We start from the raw sequence: 18885 nt of genomic DNA on the forward strand, positions 1-18885 counted from the left end.
TTTATTGCTAATTGTTCACTGTAAATTGTTTCAGCAACTGTTCACTGACTACTGCCCACTGAAAACTGTTCACTGATTACTTCGATTTCGACTACGCTCAATCTCCGTAAAGACCTTGAACATTGAACATTAAACTTTGAACTTTAAATTGTTTATTGCTAATTGTTCATTGTTTACTGTATCATTTATACCCCCTTACATCGCCCATATTTAAGGTTATTGGTCCAATGATGTGCTGACTGGGCAAAAACGCACCACTTTCCGCTACTTGCCATTCGTCCCAACTAGCTTCCACGCCACCTATGGGGATAATACTCACCCACATCTTAAAACTGATTGGGAAACCATTGGGCTGCAGTTTCCATAAATAGGAATCGCCCGGGGTGTTTCCACCTGCGGTATAAGTGACCAAAAGTCCTTGGGTATCGTCTTCTAGAAGAACAATACTCCGTTCCGTACCTGGATCAAAAATTTTAAATGGGGCTACCAACCAGAAGGAATCATTGTTAAAGTAGGAGGAGGCCTTATTAACGAGCTTCTGTTTTTCAGCACCGCTAATGCTAATAGTATTTTTTGAAACCGAACTTCTTTCGGATTCTTTTAAATCTAGCATCACACGATAGTCGCTCCAAGTTACCACTACGGTGTCTGATTTCTTATCCCAATGGTAATGGTGTTTTCCATTGGCAAAGGACCATTCCAAGAAACGGGTTTGTATAAAGGCGTCGTTATTGAGGGCAGCCAACATTTTTAAGGCCAAGTCATCGGCTTTTTCGCTTTTAATGCCCACAGGTTGCGCTTCATTATAGATAGCGTAGAGGATACCGGCCAGGATAAACAATAGCACTAATGTTCCAAGTAATATTTTGCCTATTTTTCTTAGCACGTATTGTTTTTTTTGTGGAGATAGTTTATTTACTGGTTTAGGGTATTAGCGATCTTAGAATATTCTTCATATTAAAATCCCACTGCAGTATCATCCCCTCGTTTATCTGCGCCGCCTTCCAATTTTCCGTTAGGCAGAACCATAATGGCGTCTACCTTACCAATAACTGGGGTGTTTTCCTCATTGATGATGTATCCTTTGTTTTTTAAGTCGGTCATTAAACTGGTAGGGAATCCGTCCGGTTCAAAAATTATGGCATCGGGCAGCCATTGATGGTGAAAACGGGGAGCGTTGACAGCCTCTTGCATACTCATATTAAATTCATAACAATTGAGAATGGTCTGTGCCACCGCTGTAATTATAGTGGAACCTCCCGGGGAGCCAACTACCATCCATAGTTTGCCGTCTTTTTCAACAATGGTCGGTGTCATACTGCTTAACATCCTCTTTTCTGCCGCAATGCTATTGGCTTCTGCGCCAACAAGTCCGAACATATTGGGAACCCCAGGTTTGGCACTAAAATCGTCCATTTCGTTGTTAAGGAAAAAGCCGAGTTCATCCGAATACAGTTTGGAACCAAAGCCGGCATTAATAGTGGTTGTAGCCGCAATGGCATTTCCAAAGGAATCTACGATAGAGTAGTGGGTTGTTTGATCACTCTCTACAATCTGAACAGCTCCATGGGATACGTCCGCGGATTTGGTGGCCTTATCAAAAGAGAAATTTTGCATTCTTTCTTTAAGATATTGATCGGATAAGAGTTCGTTTATAGGGACTTCCACAAAATCCGGATCTCCCAGAAAATAATTTCTATCTGCATAGGCCCTACGCGCGGCTTCGCTAAATAATTGAACGGATTTTACGGAATTATGTCCAAAGGACGAAACGTCATAGGGTTCCATCATTTTAAAAATTTGATTGATCGTAAATCCGCCACTGCTGGGAGGGCTCATGGATATAATTTTCAGGTCCCTATAATTAAAGGTAATGGGAGACCTCCATTTGGCTTCATACTTTTCAAGGTCCTCAATAGTGACATAGCCTCCCTTAGCCTGGATAAAACTCGCTAGTTTTTCGGCAACTTCACCTTTATAAAATCCATCCTTGCCCTGTTCTGAAATTTTTCCTAGGGTTTTGGCCAATGCGGGGTATTTTATATAATCACCTTCTTTATATACCGTGGCAAAAAAGGTAGAATCGCCATTCACTTTAATAAAAATTTCTCTGTAGTCGGCCAATCGCTTGGCTTGTTTTTGAGTTACTATAACTCCCTTTTCGGCTAGCTGTATTACCGGGGCCAATATCTCCTTAAGGGGTAGCGATCCAAATTTTTCGTGTACTGCTATGACCCCTGCAACTGTGCCAGGAACCCCTACGGCCGTTGCCCCTACAGTACTTTTGTCTGGGATAACATTTCCCAAGGAATCCAAATACATATCCTTATTTGCCGCCATAGGTGCCTTTTCGCGGTAGTCCAACGCTCCTATTTCCCCATCCGCTTTTCGGTAAACCATAAATCCCCCACCGCCAATATTTCCGGCATAGGGATATGCTACGGCAAGCGCCAATTCCGTGGCTATCATGGCATCGAAGACGTTACCTCCTTTTTGGATGATGTCCGATCCAATTTTGGAAGCTTCCACACGCGCAGATACTACCATGGCCTTTTCGGTCACGAGTCCAGTTGGTAAGGCCGATTGTTTTTTGCAGTTGACTAAGAGTAGGAGGGTAAGGGCCAAAAGGAAATAGTTCTTCATTTTTACATCTTTACAATACGCAAAAGATAAACATTTCTATAGAATCTTCTAATCACCCATACCATTTTATATATCATTCCATCCCATGCCATGTCACGGGTATGCAGCCAATCTTCTTTTCATGGGCTGATTTCATAAGAAAATAAATGTAGATAATTGAAAAAGTTGCAAAAAAAAAGGGTTGTACTATGACAACCCTTTTTATAGTGTCTATTCGGCTTCTCGATGCACGAATTCGCTTAAAGAGATAATTTGCTTTTGATCTTTTGAATTTTGATAAACATTATAGACTGTTGGATAATTGGAGGTTTTTGCGAATTTTGTAGGTTGCAAATAAGCTTCGCTGAAAGGAATCCCACTTTCTATATATGCCACTGTATTCATAGGTTCTATAAAGGTTAGCTCCCCATCGTAAGTTCCGTAAAGTAAGACATTGGAAAATGGCGGTATAAAGCTAATTGGGACCCAATGGGTACCCATCATAGGCACTTCCGTTCCACCAGGAGCTTTATAATCATCAGGTAAATAGCCTGGTGGCGGATAGTTATCAAACTGGGCCATTGCTTCGGGGTAGATTGGAATTGCCTCCCGGGCGGCCACTGAAGTCAAATAAAAATGAACATCAAAATGAGGAACATCAAATACGCCTGGAGGTTCATGGCCGTGAGGATTCCAATCAAAAAGGACGTGATTGAACGGGGTCACTTCCATTGCCTTTTTGTGCAATGGGAGTACCAATTGTACAGGATCATCACCAACAGGCAGTTGGTGTAGTAAATTTTTGGACATTTCCACACCCAATTCTTCTGGCGTGCCATCTTTTGCAATCCTTATCCATGACCGTACATGGCCTTTCCCCAAGGATATTTGGGGACCGTAGAAGGTGTTGGTTTTTGTGGCTTTTAATATAGCCTTACCATTGACAGGTTCCAGGGCATCTTCGACTGTAGATTCCTTACTACAGCCCAGACTCAGAAGGAGTAGCATTAATCCCACTCCTTGGTAATTCAAAAGTTTAAATCTCATAGTTAAAGTTTTAAGTGTAATGTTGTAGAAAAAAAACACACCATTGTTTGCACAATGTAAAGAGGACGTAACTATGGGGGAATTACAATTAAAAAGGAATTTGTAAAAACTAGGGGGAGTTTTTTATAAAATTTGAAAGGATATTAAAGATACTTATTAATTGTATTTCAAAACCAATTTATAAAAAAAAATAATTATTGGTGTCCCTTTTCAATGAAAGGGTTGGAATTCTCAATTTCTATGTTTTTAACATAGGTAATCAAGTCATTAAAAAATATACTGAATTCTTCTTCAAAAAGCGAATAATGTTCCTCTAAATCCAAGATGGCAAAATTCATTTTGGATTTATTTTTGGTTCTTCTGTTTATGCCATGCAAAACCCTAGAAATACCAGAAATTTTAGAATAATTGTAAATCCAATTATCCGCAATCATATGAGGCATCATGCGCTTAACACCCATGGGGAGTAATTCGTAATTTTCATCCAATAAAAGGTAAAAATCATTTACATACTTTTTTAAGGGGACTTCAGAATACATATTCCAATTCTTCGCAAGAAAATGGTCGTAAAAAATATCTACGATTACCCCACTATAGTGACTATAATTCTCATGTAATCGTTTGGTGCTCTGTCTCACTGTAGGGTGCTTGTCCGTGTAGGTGTCAATAGCACGGTGCAGCATAATTCCTTTTTGTATTTTTTCTGGAAGGTGTTTGTATTTATTACCGCGAATACTATCTGCTATGAAATTTCCAATGGTGAGTTCGTTGTCCCCGAACGAGAGGTATATGTGCGCTAAATAATTCATTGACCTCGGTTGAAGTTTATTAATCCCGAATTTACAACTTAGCAGCATAGGATTTAAACCTAACCTTTTATATTTGTAAAAATTTATAAATACAATATGACATTAATAAAATCTATTTCGGGAATACGTGGTACCATTGGGGGCAAGCCTGGAGACAATTTAACGCCTATAGATGCGGTTAAATTTGCCGCTGCCTACGGTGTTTGGTTAAAGGAATACTCTAAAAAAGAAAAATTAACCGTGGTCATTGGACGTGATGCGCGCATATCCGGAGAAATGATCCAGAATTTGGTAGTGTCCACCCTAGTAGGACTGGGAATAGATGTAATTGATCTAGACTTATCCACCACCCCCACGGTAGAAATCGCGGTTCCTATGGAAAAGGCCGATGGCGGTATTATTCTTACCGCAAGTCATAATCCGAAACAATGGAACGCCTTAAAACTCCTAAATGAGAAAGGGGAGTTCTTAGATGCTGCCCAAGGTGCCAAGATATTGGAAATAGCGGAAAAAGAGGCTTTTAATTTCTCTGAAGTAGACTTTTTGGGTACCATTACAAAGAATGATTCTTATATAGATATCCATATAGATGAGGTTTTGGACCTATCCTTGGTGGATGCCGATGTTATTAGAGCGGCCAAGTTTAAAGTTGTGGTAGACGGCGTAAACTCTACTGGCGGTATCGCCATACCAAAACTCTTAAAGGAATTGGGGGTTGAGGTAGTTGAGCTGTACTGTAATCCAACGGGGCATTTTCCCCATAACCCAGAACCACTAAAGGAACATTTGGGGGATATATGCGAATTGGTAATTAAGGAAAAGGCAGACTTTGGGATTGTAGTAGACCCGGACGTGGATCGTTTGGCATTTATCACCAATGAAGGGGAAATGTTCGGCGAAGAATATACCTTGGTGGCCTGTGCCGATTATGTATTGGGGAAAACAAAAGGAAATACCGTTTCCAATTTATCGTCTTCCAGAGCTTTAAGGGATATTTCTGAAAGACATGGAGGTACTTATGAGGCAGCAGCTGTGGGGGAAGTAAACGTGGTAACAAAAATGAAGGCCAATAAGGCCATCATTGGAGGAGAGGGCAATGGAGGTATTATTTATCCTGAAAGTCATTATGGTAGGGATTCCTTGGTAGGAACGGCCCTATTCTTAATGTTGATGGCCGAAAGGGGAGGTACCGTTAGCGAGCTAAGGGCCGGTTACCCAAGTTATTTTATGAGCAAAAAGAAAATTGAACTTACTCCTGGCTTGGATGTGGATGGTATTCTTGTGGCCATGGCGGAGAAATATAAAAATGAGGAAATATCTACCATTGATGGTGTAAAAATAGATTTTCCTGAGAATTGGGTTCACTTACGTAAATCTAATACGGAGCCAATTATTAGGATCTACACTGAAGCCAAAAGTCAGGCCGAAGCGGATGGTTTGGCCGATCGTATTATAGGGGAGATAAAGACGGTAGCCGGAATTTAAGATAATAGTTGAATATGGGTCGGAATATTAAATTTCGGCCCTAAATTTTATTTGGAATATGAATTGGTTGAGCTCGAAATTATTTCTTTTTGTTTTATGCGCAAGTACTGCCTTTTTTAGCCTTGCACAGGCCGATACACTGCGAGTGATGAGTTTTAATATTCTACATGGGGCTACGACCAAGAACGATTTTAACTTGGATACCCTTGCGGGAGTTATCAATCATTACCAACCAGATTTGGTGGCCTTGCAGGAGGTTGACTTTAAGACCAAAAGGGCGAAAAATTACGATTTGCCAACTGAATTGGGTATACGGACAAAAATGGCATCATTATTTGCCCGTGCCATGTATTATGACGGAGGGGAGTATGGAGAGGCAGTGCTATCCAAATTTACTTTTATTGCCAGTGAAAATCTATCCTTGCCCCATTTACCGAACTCGGAACCAAGGGCGGCTTTGGTAACCCGTGTTAAAACCAAAAACGGGAATACCATTCAGTTTGTTGGCACCCATTTAGATCACTTAAAGGATGAGACTGATAAAGTAATGCAGGCCAATGCTATAGTGAAAAGCCTAGAAGATACGGAATATCCCACTTTATTGGTAGGCGATCTAAACGCCGTCCCCAATAGTGCTCCAATAACCATCCTTTCAGAAAAATTCACGAAGCCCCAGCATAGTAATGCCTGGAAAGGCACTTTTCCTGCAACCGGTCCAAATATTTGCATTGATCATATCATGTATAATCAACCTAACAAATGGAAGGTATTGGATTATGAGGTGTTTTGTGAAAATTACGCTAGCGATCATTGTATTGTGATTGCTACCTTGGTATTTACTCCTTAGCCAGTTGTTCTTTTAAATAGGCTCCTCGTACTAACTTTGAAGTTTGATGTTCACCTGTATGGCTCCAACCTGGAGGCATTACAATGTAAAGGAGTTTGTTTTTTAAACCAGGCGCTTTGGCTACATCCTTGAACAGCGCTACAAATTCTCCAAAATAGACATCCAAAAAATTGCCGCTGTTCATTTTGCGGGTAATACCATATTCGATATCAATATTGTGTTGTTCATCCTGGTAGGTTCCAAATACCTTGTCCCAAATATTTAAAAGATTACAGAAATTGGTGTCCATGTATAACGGATTCTTTGCATGATGCACCCTATGGTGGGAAGGGGTTAAAATAATTTTGTTCAAAAATCCCATTCTACCATCTTTCATCATATTCTCGCCAACGTGTATGAAGGCACCATAGGTACCATCTATAAACATGATTAAAAAGAGCAACACCGGTTCTACCCCTAATAGGATACAGACGGTGGTTCTGATGGCATCGGCATATGGGGCCTCTAGGAAAAAATGGGCATGGGTTACGGAAAGGTTCATTTGTTCCGGAGCGTGGTGGGTTGAGTGTAAACACCAAAAAAGTCGGACTTTATGCCCCCAATAGTGGTATAAAAAATGCCCAAATTCCCAAACAATGTAACCATAAATAAACCAATACCAGGTCATTTTGGTCTGGAATAGGGCGTAGGGCTGTAGCCAGCCAATTATAAAGGTAACCATGGCAATGGCTATAAATCGGCCAATAAACCTATTAAAGATATAAATGAGGAAGTTTACCTTGTACACTTTGGTATTGGGCTTTTTGTATACCAGTCCAAGAATAAATTCTAGGATTAATAATAAGGGAATAAGTGGGTATATTAGGGAAACAACACCATCATAGGTGGCAAAAACACTGTAATCGCCAGATTGCAATAGCTCAAATGCCTGTCGTATTCCCAAAAATCCAATTAGTTCATCATATAGGGTGCTAAAAATATCCATAAGCGGGTTGACTTATTATAATTATGGCTTTAATATAATCATAAAAGTTAAAACATAAAGAAATTTTAGACCAACATCAATTTTAGGCCTAGGTATGTTTAAATTATGTTGGGTATCCGTGACACAAATTGAATCTCCTAGACTATAAAATGCAGCAATTATTTTTACTTTATTTACCAATAATTATAAAATCGCAACGTCTATTGGCCAAATGATCTTCATTGCTGCAGGGAACTCCGTTAGCACAATTATTGATCAAACGGGACTCACCATAGCCAATGGCACTCTCAATTCTTGAAGAATCGATTCCCATATAAACGAGATAGTCTTGGGTAGATTTGGCCCTATCATTGGAAAGTGACAAATTAAACGCATCGGATGCCCTAGAATCGGTATGGGCCTCTATCTTTATTTTAACATTGGGGAAGTCATTCATAAAGCTAACTATCTTGTCCAGCTCTGCCGCAGCTTTATATGTGATATTAAAGCGGCTCAGATTAAAAAATATAGGATTCACCTTAACTTTTTCTACTCCGCCTTCGGTGACCACGAAACTTGAAAATGGGATTAGGGTAGTGCTATTTAGGTCTTTAAATAGGTTTGGTGAATCAGCATTGTCCACCGCCTTAATTTCTTGTTTGTATTCTAACTTTAAAAAAGCAAAAATATGATTGGTACTAGAGGATAACGCTACTTCAAAATTACCTTGTTCATCGGTGCTAACTTCTGTAACCAGCTGTTTGTTATCGTCGTATACTTTTACAGTAACCCCCGGAACGGGCGCCTGGGTCATGTCATCTACAATATTGCCCTTATAAATCATCATTTCGGCCGATTCGTTAAAGGAATAAATATCGTCGTCCCCTATGCCATTGGCCCTGTTGGAAGAGAGGTAGCCAGTGTTTACCGAGTCATTAATAATTAAGGCAAAATCGTCCATATTGGTATTTATGGGCATTCCCATGTTTTTAGGAATCCCAAAGTCATTGGTCGGCTCAATTTTAGATTTAAAAATATCCAATCCTCCCAGTCCAAAATGACTGTCCGATGCAAAATAGAGGAATTGGCCTGTAGCAAAAGGAAACATTTCCCTACCCGGAGTATTAATGGTAGGTCCAAGATTTTTGGTAGGACCCAAGTCTCCATCTTCATCAATATCCACATAATAAATATCCGTCTCCCCAAAACCTCCGTACATGTTGGAGACAAAGTATAATCGCTTCCCATCCTTAGTTAAAAAAGGATGCCCGAAAGAGTATTTGGGATTGTTGAATTTCAAGGAAACTACCCGAACAATGGAATCCCCCTCTACGTCTCCCCGTAAAATCTGCATATTGGAGAATCCTTTTGGGTTAAGCTGTAGCTTATTGCCCTTAAGATAATTTTGAGTGAAATAAACGGTTTTATAATCGGAGGAATAGGTTAGGGTTCCTTCGTGAAAAGATGATTGAATGTTCTTATGGAATTTTTGTGCCTCGCCAAGCTTTCCGGTAGTTTTGTTCATATCGGCTATTAAAATGGAAAGATAAGGTTGTTGGTTCCATGAATAATCGGCATCCTCGGAAAACTCCGAAGCGCGACTTGAGGAAAACACTATGGCGTCTTTGTAATACATTGGGGCAAAGTCGGACAGGGGCGAGTTAATTTCGGAATTGGAAATATTGAATTTGGGCGTGTCTGCCATAAGGCTATCCAAATATCTTTCCTGCTCCAAAATGGTGGCTAATTTCTGTTCATTGTAGCTGTAGTAGTCCTTTAAAACACTGTTGGCAACATCGTATTCTTTGCAGGCTTTGAGGCTTTGCACATATTTGATAAGGGTTACTTCATCTACTCTTTTTTCCTTAATGGTATAAAATTTTTCGAACCAAATCTTGGCATTTTCATAATCATTTATACTGAAATAACTTTCTGCCAACCGTTCTACAAATAGGGGTTTTGATTTTTTCTTTTTCGATTCTAGTTGTTGGTATAGCGGTATTGCCGCTTTAAAGTTTAAATTTTGAAAATGCTCATTGGCATCCGTTCTGGAATTTTGTCCCAAAAGGATATTATATAGTAATAATGTGAATATGGAAAATATAATTTTCATAGGTCTTTGCTTAGAAAAATCTGGGTGAGCGGGCATTTGGCCCCCATCTTGGCATTAAATATTTGAGTATAATTTCGTGCGAACCCTGATTGTAATTACCAATATCGGATATACTGTAATCATAAGAATAGCCCATGAAAAAGTTTTTAGAAATCTGAAACCCTGCCAAGGCACTGTAACTGTCCTTAAGTCTATGTGATGCTCCCAATGTAAATGTTTGCAGGAAAAGTACATTAAGGGAGGCATCTATTGTTGGAGGTGCATTATCTATGGTCTTGACCAAAATAGACGGTTTTAGCTTTAATGAGGCAGAAAGGTCTATAACATACCCACCCATAAAATACACATGGTTGTCCCGGTGTATCAAGTTTTTATCGCTTTCTACATTGGATTGGTTTATGAGCATGTTGGGAACTGAGAATCCGACATACCAGTTGTCGCTAAAAATATATATTCCGGCTCCTACGGCAGGTAGTGCATTGTAGTAATTGTCATAACTGAAAAGAATATCATCTTGATCGTAATAACTACCCTTGGAATAGTCGACCTCAAAAAAATCGATTCCTGCATTTAAACCTAGTGACATTTTTACTTTCTTGCTGAGGTTTAGATAGTAGGAGAAAACGGCGTTGGAACTAAATTCGGTAGAAGGTCCAATATTATCTTTAAAGATATTAATGCCCAATCCAATTTTGTTATTGATGATACCAGAAACGGTAAGTGCTTTAGTCTCTGGGGCACCATCGATTCCGATCCATTGGGCCCTATAGCTTAGAGTGGCATCCATACGGTTGTTTTCATTGACGTATGCCGGGTTTATAGTAGCAGTATTATACATATACTGGGTATATTGCGGCAGTTGTTGCGCCATAATTTCACCTAGGTTGATTAGGAGAAACAGTATAAGGAGCTTTAAGCTGATTTTTTGGGGGATCTTCATGTATTGGTTTAAAATGTATTGCTCATTATTCTTTTCTTAAAAATAACCAACCAGTTTTGTTTTCGCTCAAAGTATCGGTTTTTAGGATATAGAAGTAAGTGCCTGTTGGCAATGGCTCTCCTTTGCCGGCCAGACCGTTTACATTGGCTAACCCCCGCCAATCATTTTGATACGCTTTTTTCTGATAAACTAGCGCACCATATCTGTTGAAGACTTGCAGGTCCGACTCTGGAAAAGTCTCAATACAATCTATTCTAAAATAGTCATTATCCCCGTCATCATTAGGTGTAAATTCATTGTAAATAGTTATGCAAGAGGGTTCCAAGGTAATTTCCACGCTGTTGTTCTGTGAATTTTTATCCCGAGGTATAGAATTTTCGAGCGCTGAAATACTGTTATGATTTCCGTATGCTGTTGCCTCAACTTCTAGATTCAATACCGCTGTGGCCTTTGCCGGCAGTGAAGTAAGCGTCCAAACTTTGTTCGATGAATCGAAGCTACCGTTCGATACTTGAGCATTTACATAATTAAAGCCTCTATCCAGATGTTCACTGATGACCACATTGTTAAATTCGGAAAAACCATCATTTTCTACGGTGATAGTCAAAACTATTTTTTCCCCAATCATAGGGTGTTTATTGTTGACTGTTGTGCTCATCTTTATGTCCGATGGCTCGTTGATTTCTGCCTTGACCATTAGTCGAGTAACACTTTCGCAGATTGAAGTCAGTTGGGCAGCATAATAACTTTTTCCATTTTGCAAAGGCGTATCAAAATCAAGTAGATTGCCAGCCAGAGGGTCATCATACCATACAATATATGTTTCCTCCACATCCAAATCTGCCATAGTAGGGTTTTCAGTTGAAGAAAAAACCTGTAATTCATTGTCAGTTGTTGGGGTGGAAGGGGCTATTAAAGTAACGGATATGGCCAATCGTTGGGAACTTTCCTCGCTTCCTATCAATTGAGTGGCATAGTAGGTTGCATTATCCATGATTAGGCTGTTTGGAGCCACTGGCTTGCCATTGGAAACCTTATCGTACCAAATAATATTGGATTCATTAATTTGAATGGATTTTAAAGTAGGCCGGTCTGCCTTACAAAATTCCTGATGGGTATCTTTGGTGGTAGGAGGTGATACTTCCACTTTGTTGCCCATTGCATTTTTTGGGGCAAAAAGAGGAGGTTGATTCCCCTTATTTAGATTAGAAATGGTATTGGAAATTGTGAAGTAACTACCTTGCCCAGTAATACTACTTAGAAGGCAAAAAAGTAAAACTAAATTACCTCTCCAAAAATTATTTCTACTATCAAATCTCATTTATAGGTTGTAATTTTTAGTTTATAACGCAAAATATTATAAAATATTTAGATTTCACGGTATATTCCGATATGGTAAGATCCTAATTTTATGGATTTTAAGTAAATTTTAAATGGATAATAATAGAATAATTAAAATTCTAAAATTGGTTTATTGAAATTCGCTAGGTACTTTATTTCTGTGTTTCCAACGCTTATGGGTCCAAAGGTAGTATTCCGGTTGTTCCAAAATTTGCTGTTCGGTCAACCTTAGGAATCGGTCCGTGATTTCATGTTTGTTGGTTTGTTTAGCTGTGGTGGTAATAGTAATGAATTCTGCCTTATAATATCCTCTTTTTACTTTGGATACTTTTAAGAAAACTACCGCCAGGTCCAATTTTCTGGCCATACTTTCTGGTCCGTTAAAAATAGGCACCTTGACCCCCATAAATTCGCTCCAATATTGAGCCCTTTTTACTTGTGGGGATTGATCACTAACCATACCATAAGCAGAAATAATCTCATTTTGGACATTCCTATAAACGGTTTTAACCGTTTCTTGTTGGGTTATTAAGGTAGTGTTCCACTTGGCCCTTATTTTTTTTATAAGATCGTCAAAATACGAATTCCCAATTTTTTGATAAACGGCATATCCTTTGGCATTCACATAATTATTAATGCTCACATTCCACTCCCAATTAGCATAATGTGAGCACACAATGAGAACGCTTTTGTCTTTTACTATTTCTTGGAGGACCTCAATATTCACAATCTTATACCGCTCTTTCAGTTCCTCTTTGGACAGGTTCAGGGTCTTGACCATTTCAAGGAACATATCGCACATATGGTGGTAGAAATCTTTCCGTATTTTATGTATTTCTTCTTTTGTTTTAAGGGGGAAAGCACGAGTAAGATTTTCTTTCACCACTTTTTTGCGGTAACCCACAACATGATAAATAATAATAAAAACAAAATCCGAAAAAAAGTAAAAAAGTCTAAAGGGTAATATGGAAATGAGCCATAGTAAGGGGTAAACTAGTATATAGACAAGAAACTGCATGCATATTTAATTAGGGCAAATATAGCTATATTTGGGCCTAAAATTAATAGTTTTCTTCATGAATAATATTCATATTGCTACCATTGCCATTATGGCCGTGAACATCTTGGTTTCCTTAAAAGGTTTTAACGATAATATATTTTTTGACCGCTATAAGTTTGGTGTTGGTGCCATACAGGCAGGGCAAAAGGAAAGGATGCTCACCTCTGGATTTTTACATGTAGACCTTTCCCATCTTTTTTTTAATATGTTTACCCTCTACTTTTTTGCCGATGTGGTCATCGATTGGTTTGGTCCTGGTAAATTTGTTATTCTTTATTTTATAAGTCTCGTTGCCGGCAGCCTGTTGGCATTATATTTTCATAAAAGTGAACCCTATTATACTGCTGTAGGTGCTAGTGGTGCCGTTACTGGTATATTGTATTCTGCAATCCTATTGGAGCCCGGAATGCGTTTGGGAATTATGTTCATTCCAATTCCGTTACCTGCATATGTTTTGGGAATTCTATATTTATTCTATTCCATCTACGGAATGAAAAAAAGGTTAGGAAATATTGGTCACACTGCCCACTTTGGAGGAGCAATAGGGGGATATGTCGTCACCTTATTATTCAGGCCCGAGCTACTTTATACAGATACCTTAGTGGTGTTGTTATTGGCCTTGCCCATTGTGCTTCTTTTTATTCTAGGTAAAATGGGTAAGATTTAGTTAGGTTTCCAGAATATCTTAATGTGGATACCCATTGAACAGTTTGGAGATGTGTTGTTCAAAATAGAAATCTGGTCTAAGGGCAGTGTAATAAAGGTAAATTTTTTGACCAAATAATAAAGGCCCGTAAAACTTACGGGCCTTTATTATATTATGAAGTATTGTTTTACTTCAAAAGTTCTGATATTTTTGATTCCAACTCTGGACCTCTTAAGTTTTTGGCAATGATAACCCCATTTTCATCTAGAATAAAGGTAGCTGGAATAGCCTCCACATTATAAAGCTTGGCTATGGCATCATTGAAATAATCCAAACTGGAAATATGGTTCCATGTAAGTTTGTCATCAGCAATGGCTTTTTTCCAATCCTCTTCCTTACGGTCTAAAGAAACACCTATAATATTAAGGCCTTTGGAGTGGTATTTATTATAAACGTTTACCACATTAGGATTTTCAACCCTACATGGTTTGCACCATGCAGCCCAAAAATCGATTATCGTTACTTTTCCCATGGCTTCTTTTAGGGACAATTCCTTTCCGTCTGGTGTAGGTCCTGAGAAATCTGGAGCTGTAGCTCCTATAGAAGTACTCTTCCCTTTTTCTTCCCTTTCCTTAGCTGCTTCCAAGCTTTTTAAGATGCTCTTGGCTGGCAAGGTTTCCTTTATTTCTGGAGTTAGGCCATCGTACATTTTTTGGGCCTCTTCGCTCTCTACCATTCTCGAATTAAGTCCTTTTTCGATCAATAGTGCGGAAATAAGACCATTTGGATTGTTTTTGATGAATTCCAATTCAAAATTTTTGTACTCTTCCTGCAGTTCGGTAAACTCGTCGTTTAGGGAGTTTACTGTAGCTTCATTGCCGCCCATTTTGGCATTTTGCATATCCTTTTGAATAGACATGGCTTGATCGGATAAAGTTCTGGATTCATTAAGGTATTTAAAAAAGATGTCGTTCTGAACGGTTCCCTTCACCTTTGCGAAATTTAAACTGTCTTTTTGTGCGGTAAGTTCAATTTCACCTTTTTCGGCAACAACTGGAGTATAGCCTTGAATTTTATCAATAAAAACATAGATTAATTCTGGTGAATCCGCTGGACCGCTTACAGTGAACTTACCATTTTCAACCGTGGTGGTATCAATATCATAGGGCTGATTGGTTTCATTGATCTTTCTAATAAATATTTGAGTGCCATTTTCAACATCACCTGTTAAAGTTCCGTTCAAAACGTAACCCTCAGGTTTGCTGTTACACGCCAATACTCCTACAATCACTGCAAGGGACAATACTATTTTTTTCATTGTTATTTTCTTTTGATTGCCGCAAATGTACTTATATATGGGTAATAAAAAAAGCCATAAATGTTTCAAGAACATTCATGGCCTAATAAAATAGTAATTAGCTGTTTATGTTAAAACTGATAGCGTATCCCCAAGGCGATATCAAAATCAAAATTATCCGAAAAATTTTTATAGCCTGCAACTCCAATTTCTGGTCTAAAATCAAGTGAAAGCAATAAAGGAATATCAAAATTATATTCTATACCAATATCTCCGGCAGCCAAAACAAATAAGCCGCCATCAGGGGTGTAGTAGTCATTTTGATTATTGGGCCTGGAGGCAAAATCAACACTTCCAAGTCCACCACCTACACCGTAATACCAATTAAAGTTCCCATCCAAGGGCCTAACCCATTGGTAAAGAGCCGTTAATTTAAAGGCATCAAAATACCTGCTGTCCCGCCATCCAAGGTTGGCTTCCAACCTGTTATCGCGATCCAAGGATTTTTGATAGGAAATTTCGGCACCAAAGCCGTCACTATCCCCCAAACGTAGCCCAATGGCGTGATCGGAGATTTCCTGAGCACTCATTGAGAACCAGGAGCAAAACATAAATAGGGTAAACAATTTTAAAATTTTCATAAGCGTTCTAAAGTTAATTAATGTAAAAATTAAAAATTCATTCTTAATCTGAAACAATAAAACTTAATTTTGTGCCCAAAATTGTTTCGAGTTGGATAAAAATATGCTAAATATATTAAAGGATGATTTAGAGGGCGATTTGTTCGTAGACAAATTAATGACCACCCTTTATGCTACCGATGCTTCCGTATATAGAAAAATGCCAATGGCAGTAGCCTACCCAAAAACGGAGGAGGATATTAAAAGACTAATTCTTTTTGCCGGAGAGCACAAAATTGGTTTAATACCGAGAACGGCAGGAACGTCTCTTGCCGGACAATGTGTTGGTGATGGGATCGTAGTGGATGTCTCCAAAAACTTTACCAAGATACTATCTGTTGATGTTGATAAAAAGCAGGTTACCGTTCAGCCAGGTGTAATCCGGGACGAGTTGAACCTTTATTTGGAACCATATGGCCTGTTTTTTGGCCCCAACACTTCTACCTCCAACCGTTGTATGATCGGGGGTATGGTCGGTAATAATTCCTCAGGCACTACTTCGATACAATACGGTGTCACCCGTGATCATGTGGTGTCCCTAAAGACATTTTTATCCGATGGCAATAAGGTAGAATTCAGGACTTTGTCCATGAACGAATTTCTGGGAAAGATGTCGTTGGATAGTTTTGAAGGTACAATTTACAACAACATTCATAAGGAGTTAAGTAATAAGGAGATACAGGCGGAAATTGTAAAGGAATTTCCCAAGCCCCAAATCCACAGACGCAATACAGGCTATGCGGTAGATGAATTGCTGCAGAATAATATTTTCGGAGAAGTAGAGGAGGGGATAAACCTATGTAAATTGTTGAGCGGGAGTGAGGGTACCTTGGCATTTACTACGGAAATTGTGCTTCAATTAACAGAAATGCCTCCCAAACTTTCAGCTATGGTGGTAACCCATTACAAATCTCTGGAAGATTGTTTATTGGATGTGGCGCCCGTTATGACCCATAGTCTACATACCTGTGAAATGATGGATAAGGTGATTTTGGATTGCACCAAAAATAACCGTACACAGTTGGAGAATAGATATTTTGTGGAAGGGGATCCTGCAGCCTTATTGATGTTGGAAGTTAAGTCCGATACCGAAGCGGATTTAGTTCAGCAAATTGAACGCTTATTGGAGACCGTTAAAATGTCTGGATTAAGCTATGCCAGTCCCATTTTAAAACATGCGGATGTCAATAAGGCTATTGAGCTGAGAAAGGCAGGATTGGGACTTCTGGGGAATATTGTTGGAGACCGAAAAGCAGTTGCTTGTATAGAGGATACCGCGGTGGCCTTGGAGGATCTAAAGGATTTTATAGGCGAGTTCTCCGGGATTATGAAGGATTATAAGCAAGATGCAGTCTATTATGCCCATGCTGGAGCAGGAGAGTTGCATTTAAGACCTATTTTAAACCTGAAGAAATCTACGGATGTGGCGTTGTTCAGATCCATCACTACGGACGTGGCCAAACTCACCAAAAAATATAAGGGATCTTTTAGTGGGGAACATGGCGATGGAATAGTAAGGGCAGAATTTATTCCTTTAATGATAGGAGAGAAGAACTATGAGCTACTAAAGCGCATAAAAAGTTATTTTGATCCATACAATATTTTCAATCCAGGGAAAATTGTGGATGCCTATCCTATGGACGAATCCCTACGTTATGAAATTGACAGAAAGGAACCGGAGATAGCCACTTTAATGGATTTTTCCGATAGTGAAGGGATTTTAAAGGCGGCAGAAAAATGTAACGGGAGCGGGGATTGTAGAAAAACCCATTTGGTATCGGGCGCCATGTGTCCCAGTTACCACGCTACAAGAAATGAAAAAGATACGACACGTGGTCGTGCCAACGCTCTAAGGGAATTTTTAACTTCCTCGGAAAAGACGAATAAGTTCGATAATAAGGAGCTAAAGGAAGTATTTGATCTGTGTTTAAGTTGTAAGGCCTGCTCCAGTGAATGTCCGAGTAACGTGGATGTAGCCACTTTAAAAGCAGAATTTCTGTATCAGTACCAAGAAGAGAACGGCTATCCGCTAAGAGCGAAGCTATTTGCCTATAATACCAAGCTTAATAAATTGGGAAGTAAAATGGCAAGTATTACGAATGCCGTGTACGATTCCAAAATATTGGGAGGATTGCTTAAAAAGTCGGTCGGAGTTGCAGATCAAAGAAGTTTACCTAAAGTGTACAGCGTAGACTTTGACAAAGAGCTTCTGAAGGCCAAGGGTAAATCCAACACCACTAAGTCCAAAGTAGTATTATACATAGATGAATTCACCAACTATTTGGATGTTGAAATGGGGAAGGATGCCATTGAAGTGTTGACTCGATTGGGTTATGAAGTGGAACTTTTCTATGCCGAGAGTGGACGTACCTATATTTCAAAAGGATTTTTAAAACAGGCTAAAAAATTGGCTATTAAGAATCTGGAAAAGCTTTCTGAAATAACGGATAAGGGACTTCCCATCTTAGGTCTGGAACCCTCTGCCATACTAACATTTAGAGATGAATATAAGCGCTTTGGGTTCGACAAGCAGAAGATCGAGGGCATTGGGTCCAATTCATTTTTAATAGAAGAATTTTTGGCCAAGGAAATACAGTCCGGAGTTTTGACCGCTGACCATTTTACCAAGGAAACCAAGACGGTTAAGATCCATACGCATTGCCATCAAAAATCGATATCAAACCAAAAGGTAACCTTTGATATATTGAACCTTCCAGAAAATTACAGTGTTTCTATCATTAGCTCTGGATGTTGCGGAATGGCAGGGTCCTTTGGTTATGAAAAGGAACATTATGAGGTGAGTATGCAGGTAGGTGAATTAAAGTTGTTTCCAGCGGTAAGAAAGGCAGCCGACGACGTTATCATTGCTGCTAATGGCACTAGTTGCAGGCATCAAATTTATGATGGCACCCAAAGAAAGGCCCTGCACCCTATTTCTATTTTAAAGGAAGCACTTATTGCTTAAGAAGGGTTCTGATTAGTGTATGTGCTTTCGCTTTTCACTGTAAATCAAAGAATTTTAGCCCAGTCCGAT

At 39.1% G+C, this 18885-nt stretch carries 15 protein-coding genes; 4 read left to right on the top strand and 11 right to left on the bottom strand.

The genetic code is table 11. From position 1 onward, the window contains the following. Positions 1-181 precede the first annotated feature (181 nt). The 4 genes from CWD90_RS08930 to CWD90_RS08945 form a co-directional block, all read right to left on the bottom strand. A complete protein-coding gene (locus tag CWD90_RS08930; protein WP_103475609.1) occupies positions 182-886 on the bottom strand; it encodes a hypothetical protein in 705 nt (234 codons plus the stop codon). Positions 887-957: 71 nt separating this feature from the next. Continuing rightward, positions 958-2643 carry a gamma-glutamyltransferase gene (ggt, locus tag CWD90_RS08935; RefSeq protein ID WP_103475610.1) on the bottom strand — a complete coding sequence of 562 codons (1686 nt, stop codon included), beginning with the start codon at positions 2641-2643 and terminating at the stop codon, positions 958-960. Between the two features lie 210 nt (positions 2644-2853). Continuing rightward, positions 2854-3669 (bottom strand): DUF5602 domain-containing protein, encoded by an 816-nt coding sequence (locus CWD90_RS08940; RefSeq protein WP_103475611.1) that lies wholly within the window; start codon positions 3667-3669, stop codon positions 2854-2856. A gap of 194 nt (positions 3670-3863) precedes the next feature. Then, positions 3864-4478, bottom strand: coding sequence for an acyl carrier protein phosphodiesterase (locus CWD90_RS08945; RefSeq protein WP_103475612.1), 615 nt, complete (start codon positions 4476-4478; stop codon positions 3864-3866). A 96-nt stretch (positions 4479-4574) separates the two neighbouring features. Here CWD90_RS08945 and glmM point away from each other — a divergent pair, with 96 nt between their 5' ends. Together glmM and CWD90_RS08955 are read left to right on the top strand one after the other, a co-directional pair. Then, the gene (gene glmM / locus CWD90_RS08950; protein ID WP_103475613.1) at positions 4575-5963 is read left to right on the top strand and encodes a phosphoglucosamine mutase; all 1389 of its coding nucleotides are present in this window, start codon (positions 4575-4577) and stop codon (positions 5961-5963) included. Positions 5964-6021: 58 nt separating this feature from the next. Further along, complete coding sequence (locus CWD90_RS08955) at positions 6022-6810, top strand: endonuclease/exonuclease/phosphatase family protein (protein WP_239986494.1); 789 nt, start codon at positions 6022-6024, stop codon at positions 6808-6810. Here CWD90_RS08955 and CWD90_RS08960 read toward each other — a convergent pair. The 5 genes from CWD90_RS08960 to CWD90_RS08980 form a co-directional block, all read right to left on the bottom strand. Further along, a complete protein-coding gene (locus tag CWD90_RS08960) occupies positions 6800-7795 on the bottom strand; it encodes a sterol desaturase family protein (RefSeq protein WP_103475614.1) in 996 nt (331 codons plus the stop codon). The genes CWD90_RS08955 and CWD90_RS08960 overlap by 11 nt on opposite strands. Before the next feature lie 169 nt (positions 7796-7964). Continuing rightward, positions 7965-9887, bottom strand: coding sequence for an OmpA family protein (locus CWD90_RS08965; protein WP_192878004.1), 1923 nt, complete (start codon positions 9885-9887; stop codon positions 7965-7967). Between the two features lie 10 nt (positions 9888-9897). Next, entirely contained in the window at positions 9898-10827 is a 930-nt protein-coding gene (locus CWD90_RS08970) for a PorP/SprF family type IX secretion system membrane protein (RefSeq protein WP_103475616.1), read from the bottom strand. 25 nt (positions 10828-10852) lie between these two features. Continuing rightward, positions 10853-12148: a T9SS type B sorting domain-containing protein gene (locus CWD90_RS08975; protein ID WP_103475617.1), complete on the bottom strand. Its 1296-nt coding sequence runs from the start codon at positions 12146-12148 to the stop codon at positions 10853-10855. Between the two features lie 150 nt (positions 12149-12298). Then, on the bottom strand, positions 12299-13186 hold the full coding sequence (locus CWD90_RS08980; protein ID WP_103475618.1) for a lysophospholipid acyltransferase family protein: 888 nt from the start codon (positions 13184-13186) through the stop codon (positions 12299-12301). A 58-nt stretch (positions 13187-13244) separates the two neighbouring features. Between CWD90_RS08980 and CWD90_RS08985 the strand changes: the two genes are divergently transcribed. Beyond that, complete coding sequence (locus CWD90_RS08985) at positions 13245-13895, top strand: rhomboid family intramembrane serine protease (RefSeq protein WP_103475619.1); 651 nt, start codon at positions 13245-13247, stop codon at positions 13893-13895. A gap of 166 nt (positions 13896-14061) precedes the next feature. Here CWD90_RS08985 and CWD90_RS08990 read toward each other — a convergent pair whose 3' ends face one another. Further along, positions 14062-15192: a TlpA disulfide reductase family protein gene (locus tag CWD90_RS08990; protein ID WP_103475620.1), complete on the bottom strand. Its 1131-nt coding sequence runs from the start codon at positions 15190-15192 to the stop codon at positions 14062-14064. Between the two features lie 110 nt (positions 15193-15302). Next, positions 15303-15812, bottom strand: a complete 510-nt coding sequence (locus tag CWD90_RS08995) for a hypothetical protein (RefSeq protein WP_103475621.1) — start codon at positions 15810-15812, stop codon at positions 15303-15305. Between the two features lie 103 nt (positions 15813-15915). On the opposite strand from CWD90_RS08995, the gene CWD90_RS09000 reads away from it, so the two are divergent. Continuing rightward, positions 15916-18816 (top strand): FAD-binding and (Fe-S)-binding domain-containing protein, encoded by a 2901-nt coding sequence (locus CWD90_RS09000; protein ID WP_192878005.1) that lies wholly within the window; start codon positions 15916-15918, stop codon positions 18814-18816. The last annotated feature ends 69 nt before the right edge of the window (positions 18817-18885 follow it).

The organism is Arenibacter catalasegens, assembly GCF_002909235.1.
Classification (GTDB): Bacteria; Bacteroidota; Bacteroidia; order Flavobacteriales; family Flavobacteriaceae; genus Arenibacter; species Arenibacter catalasegens.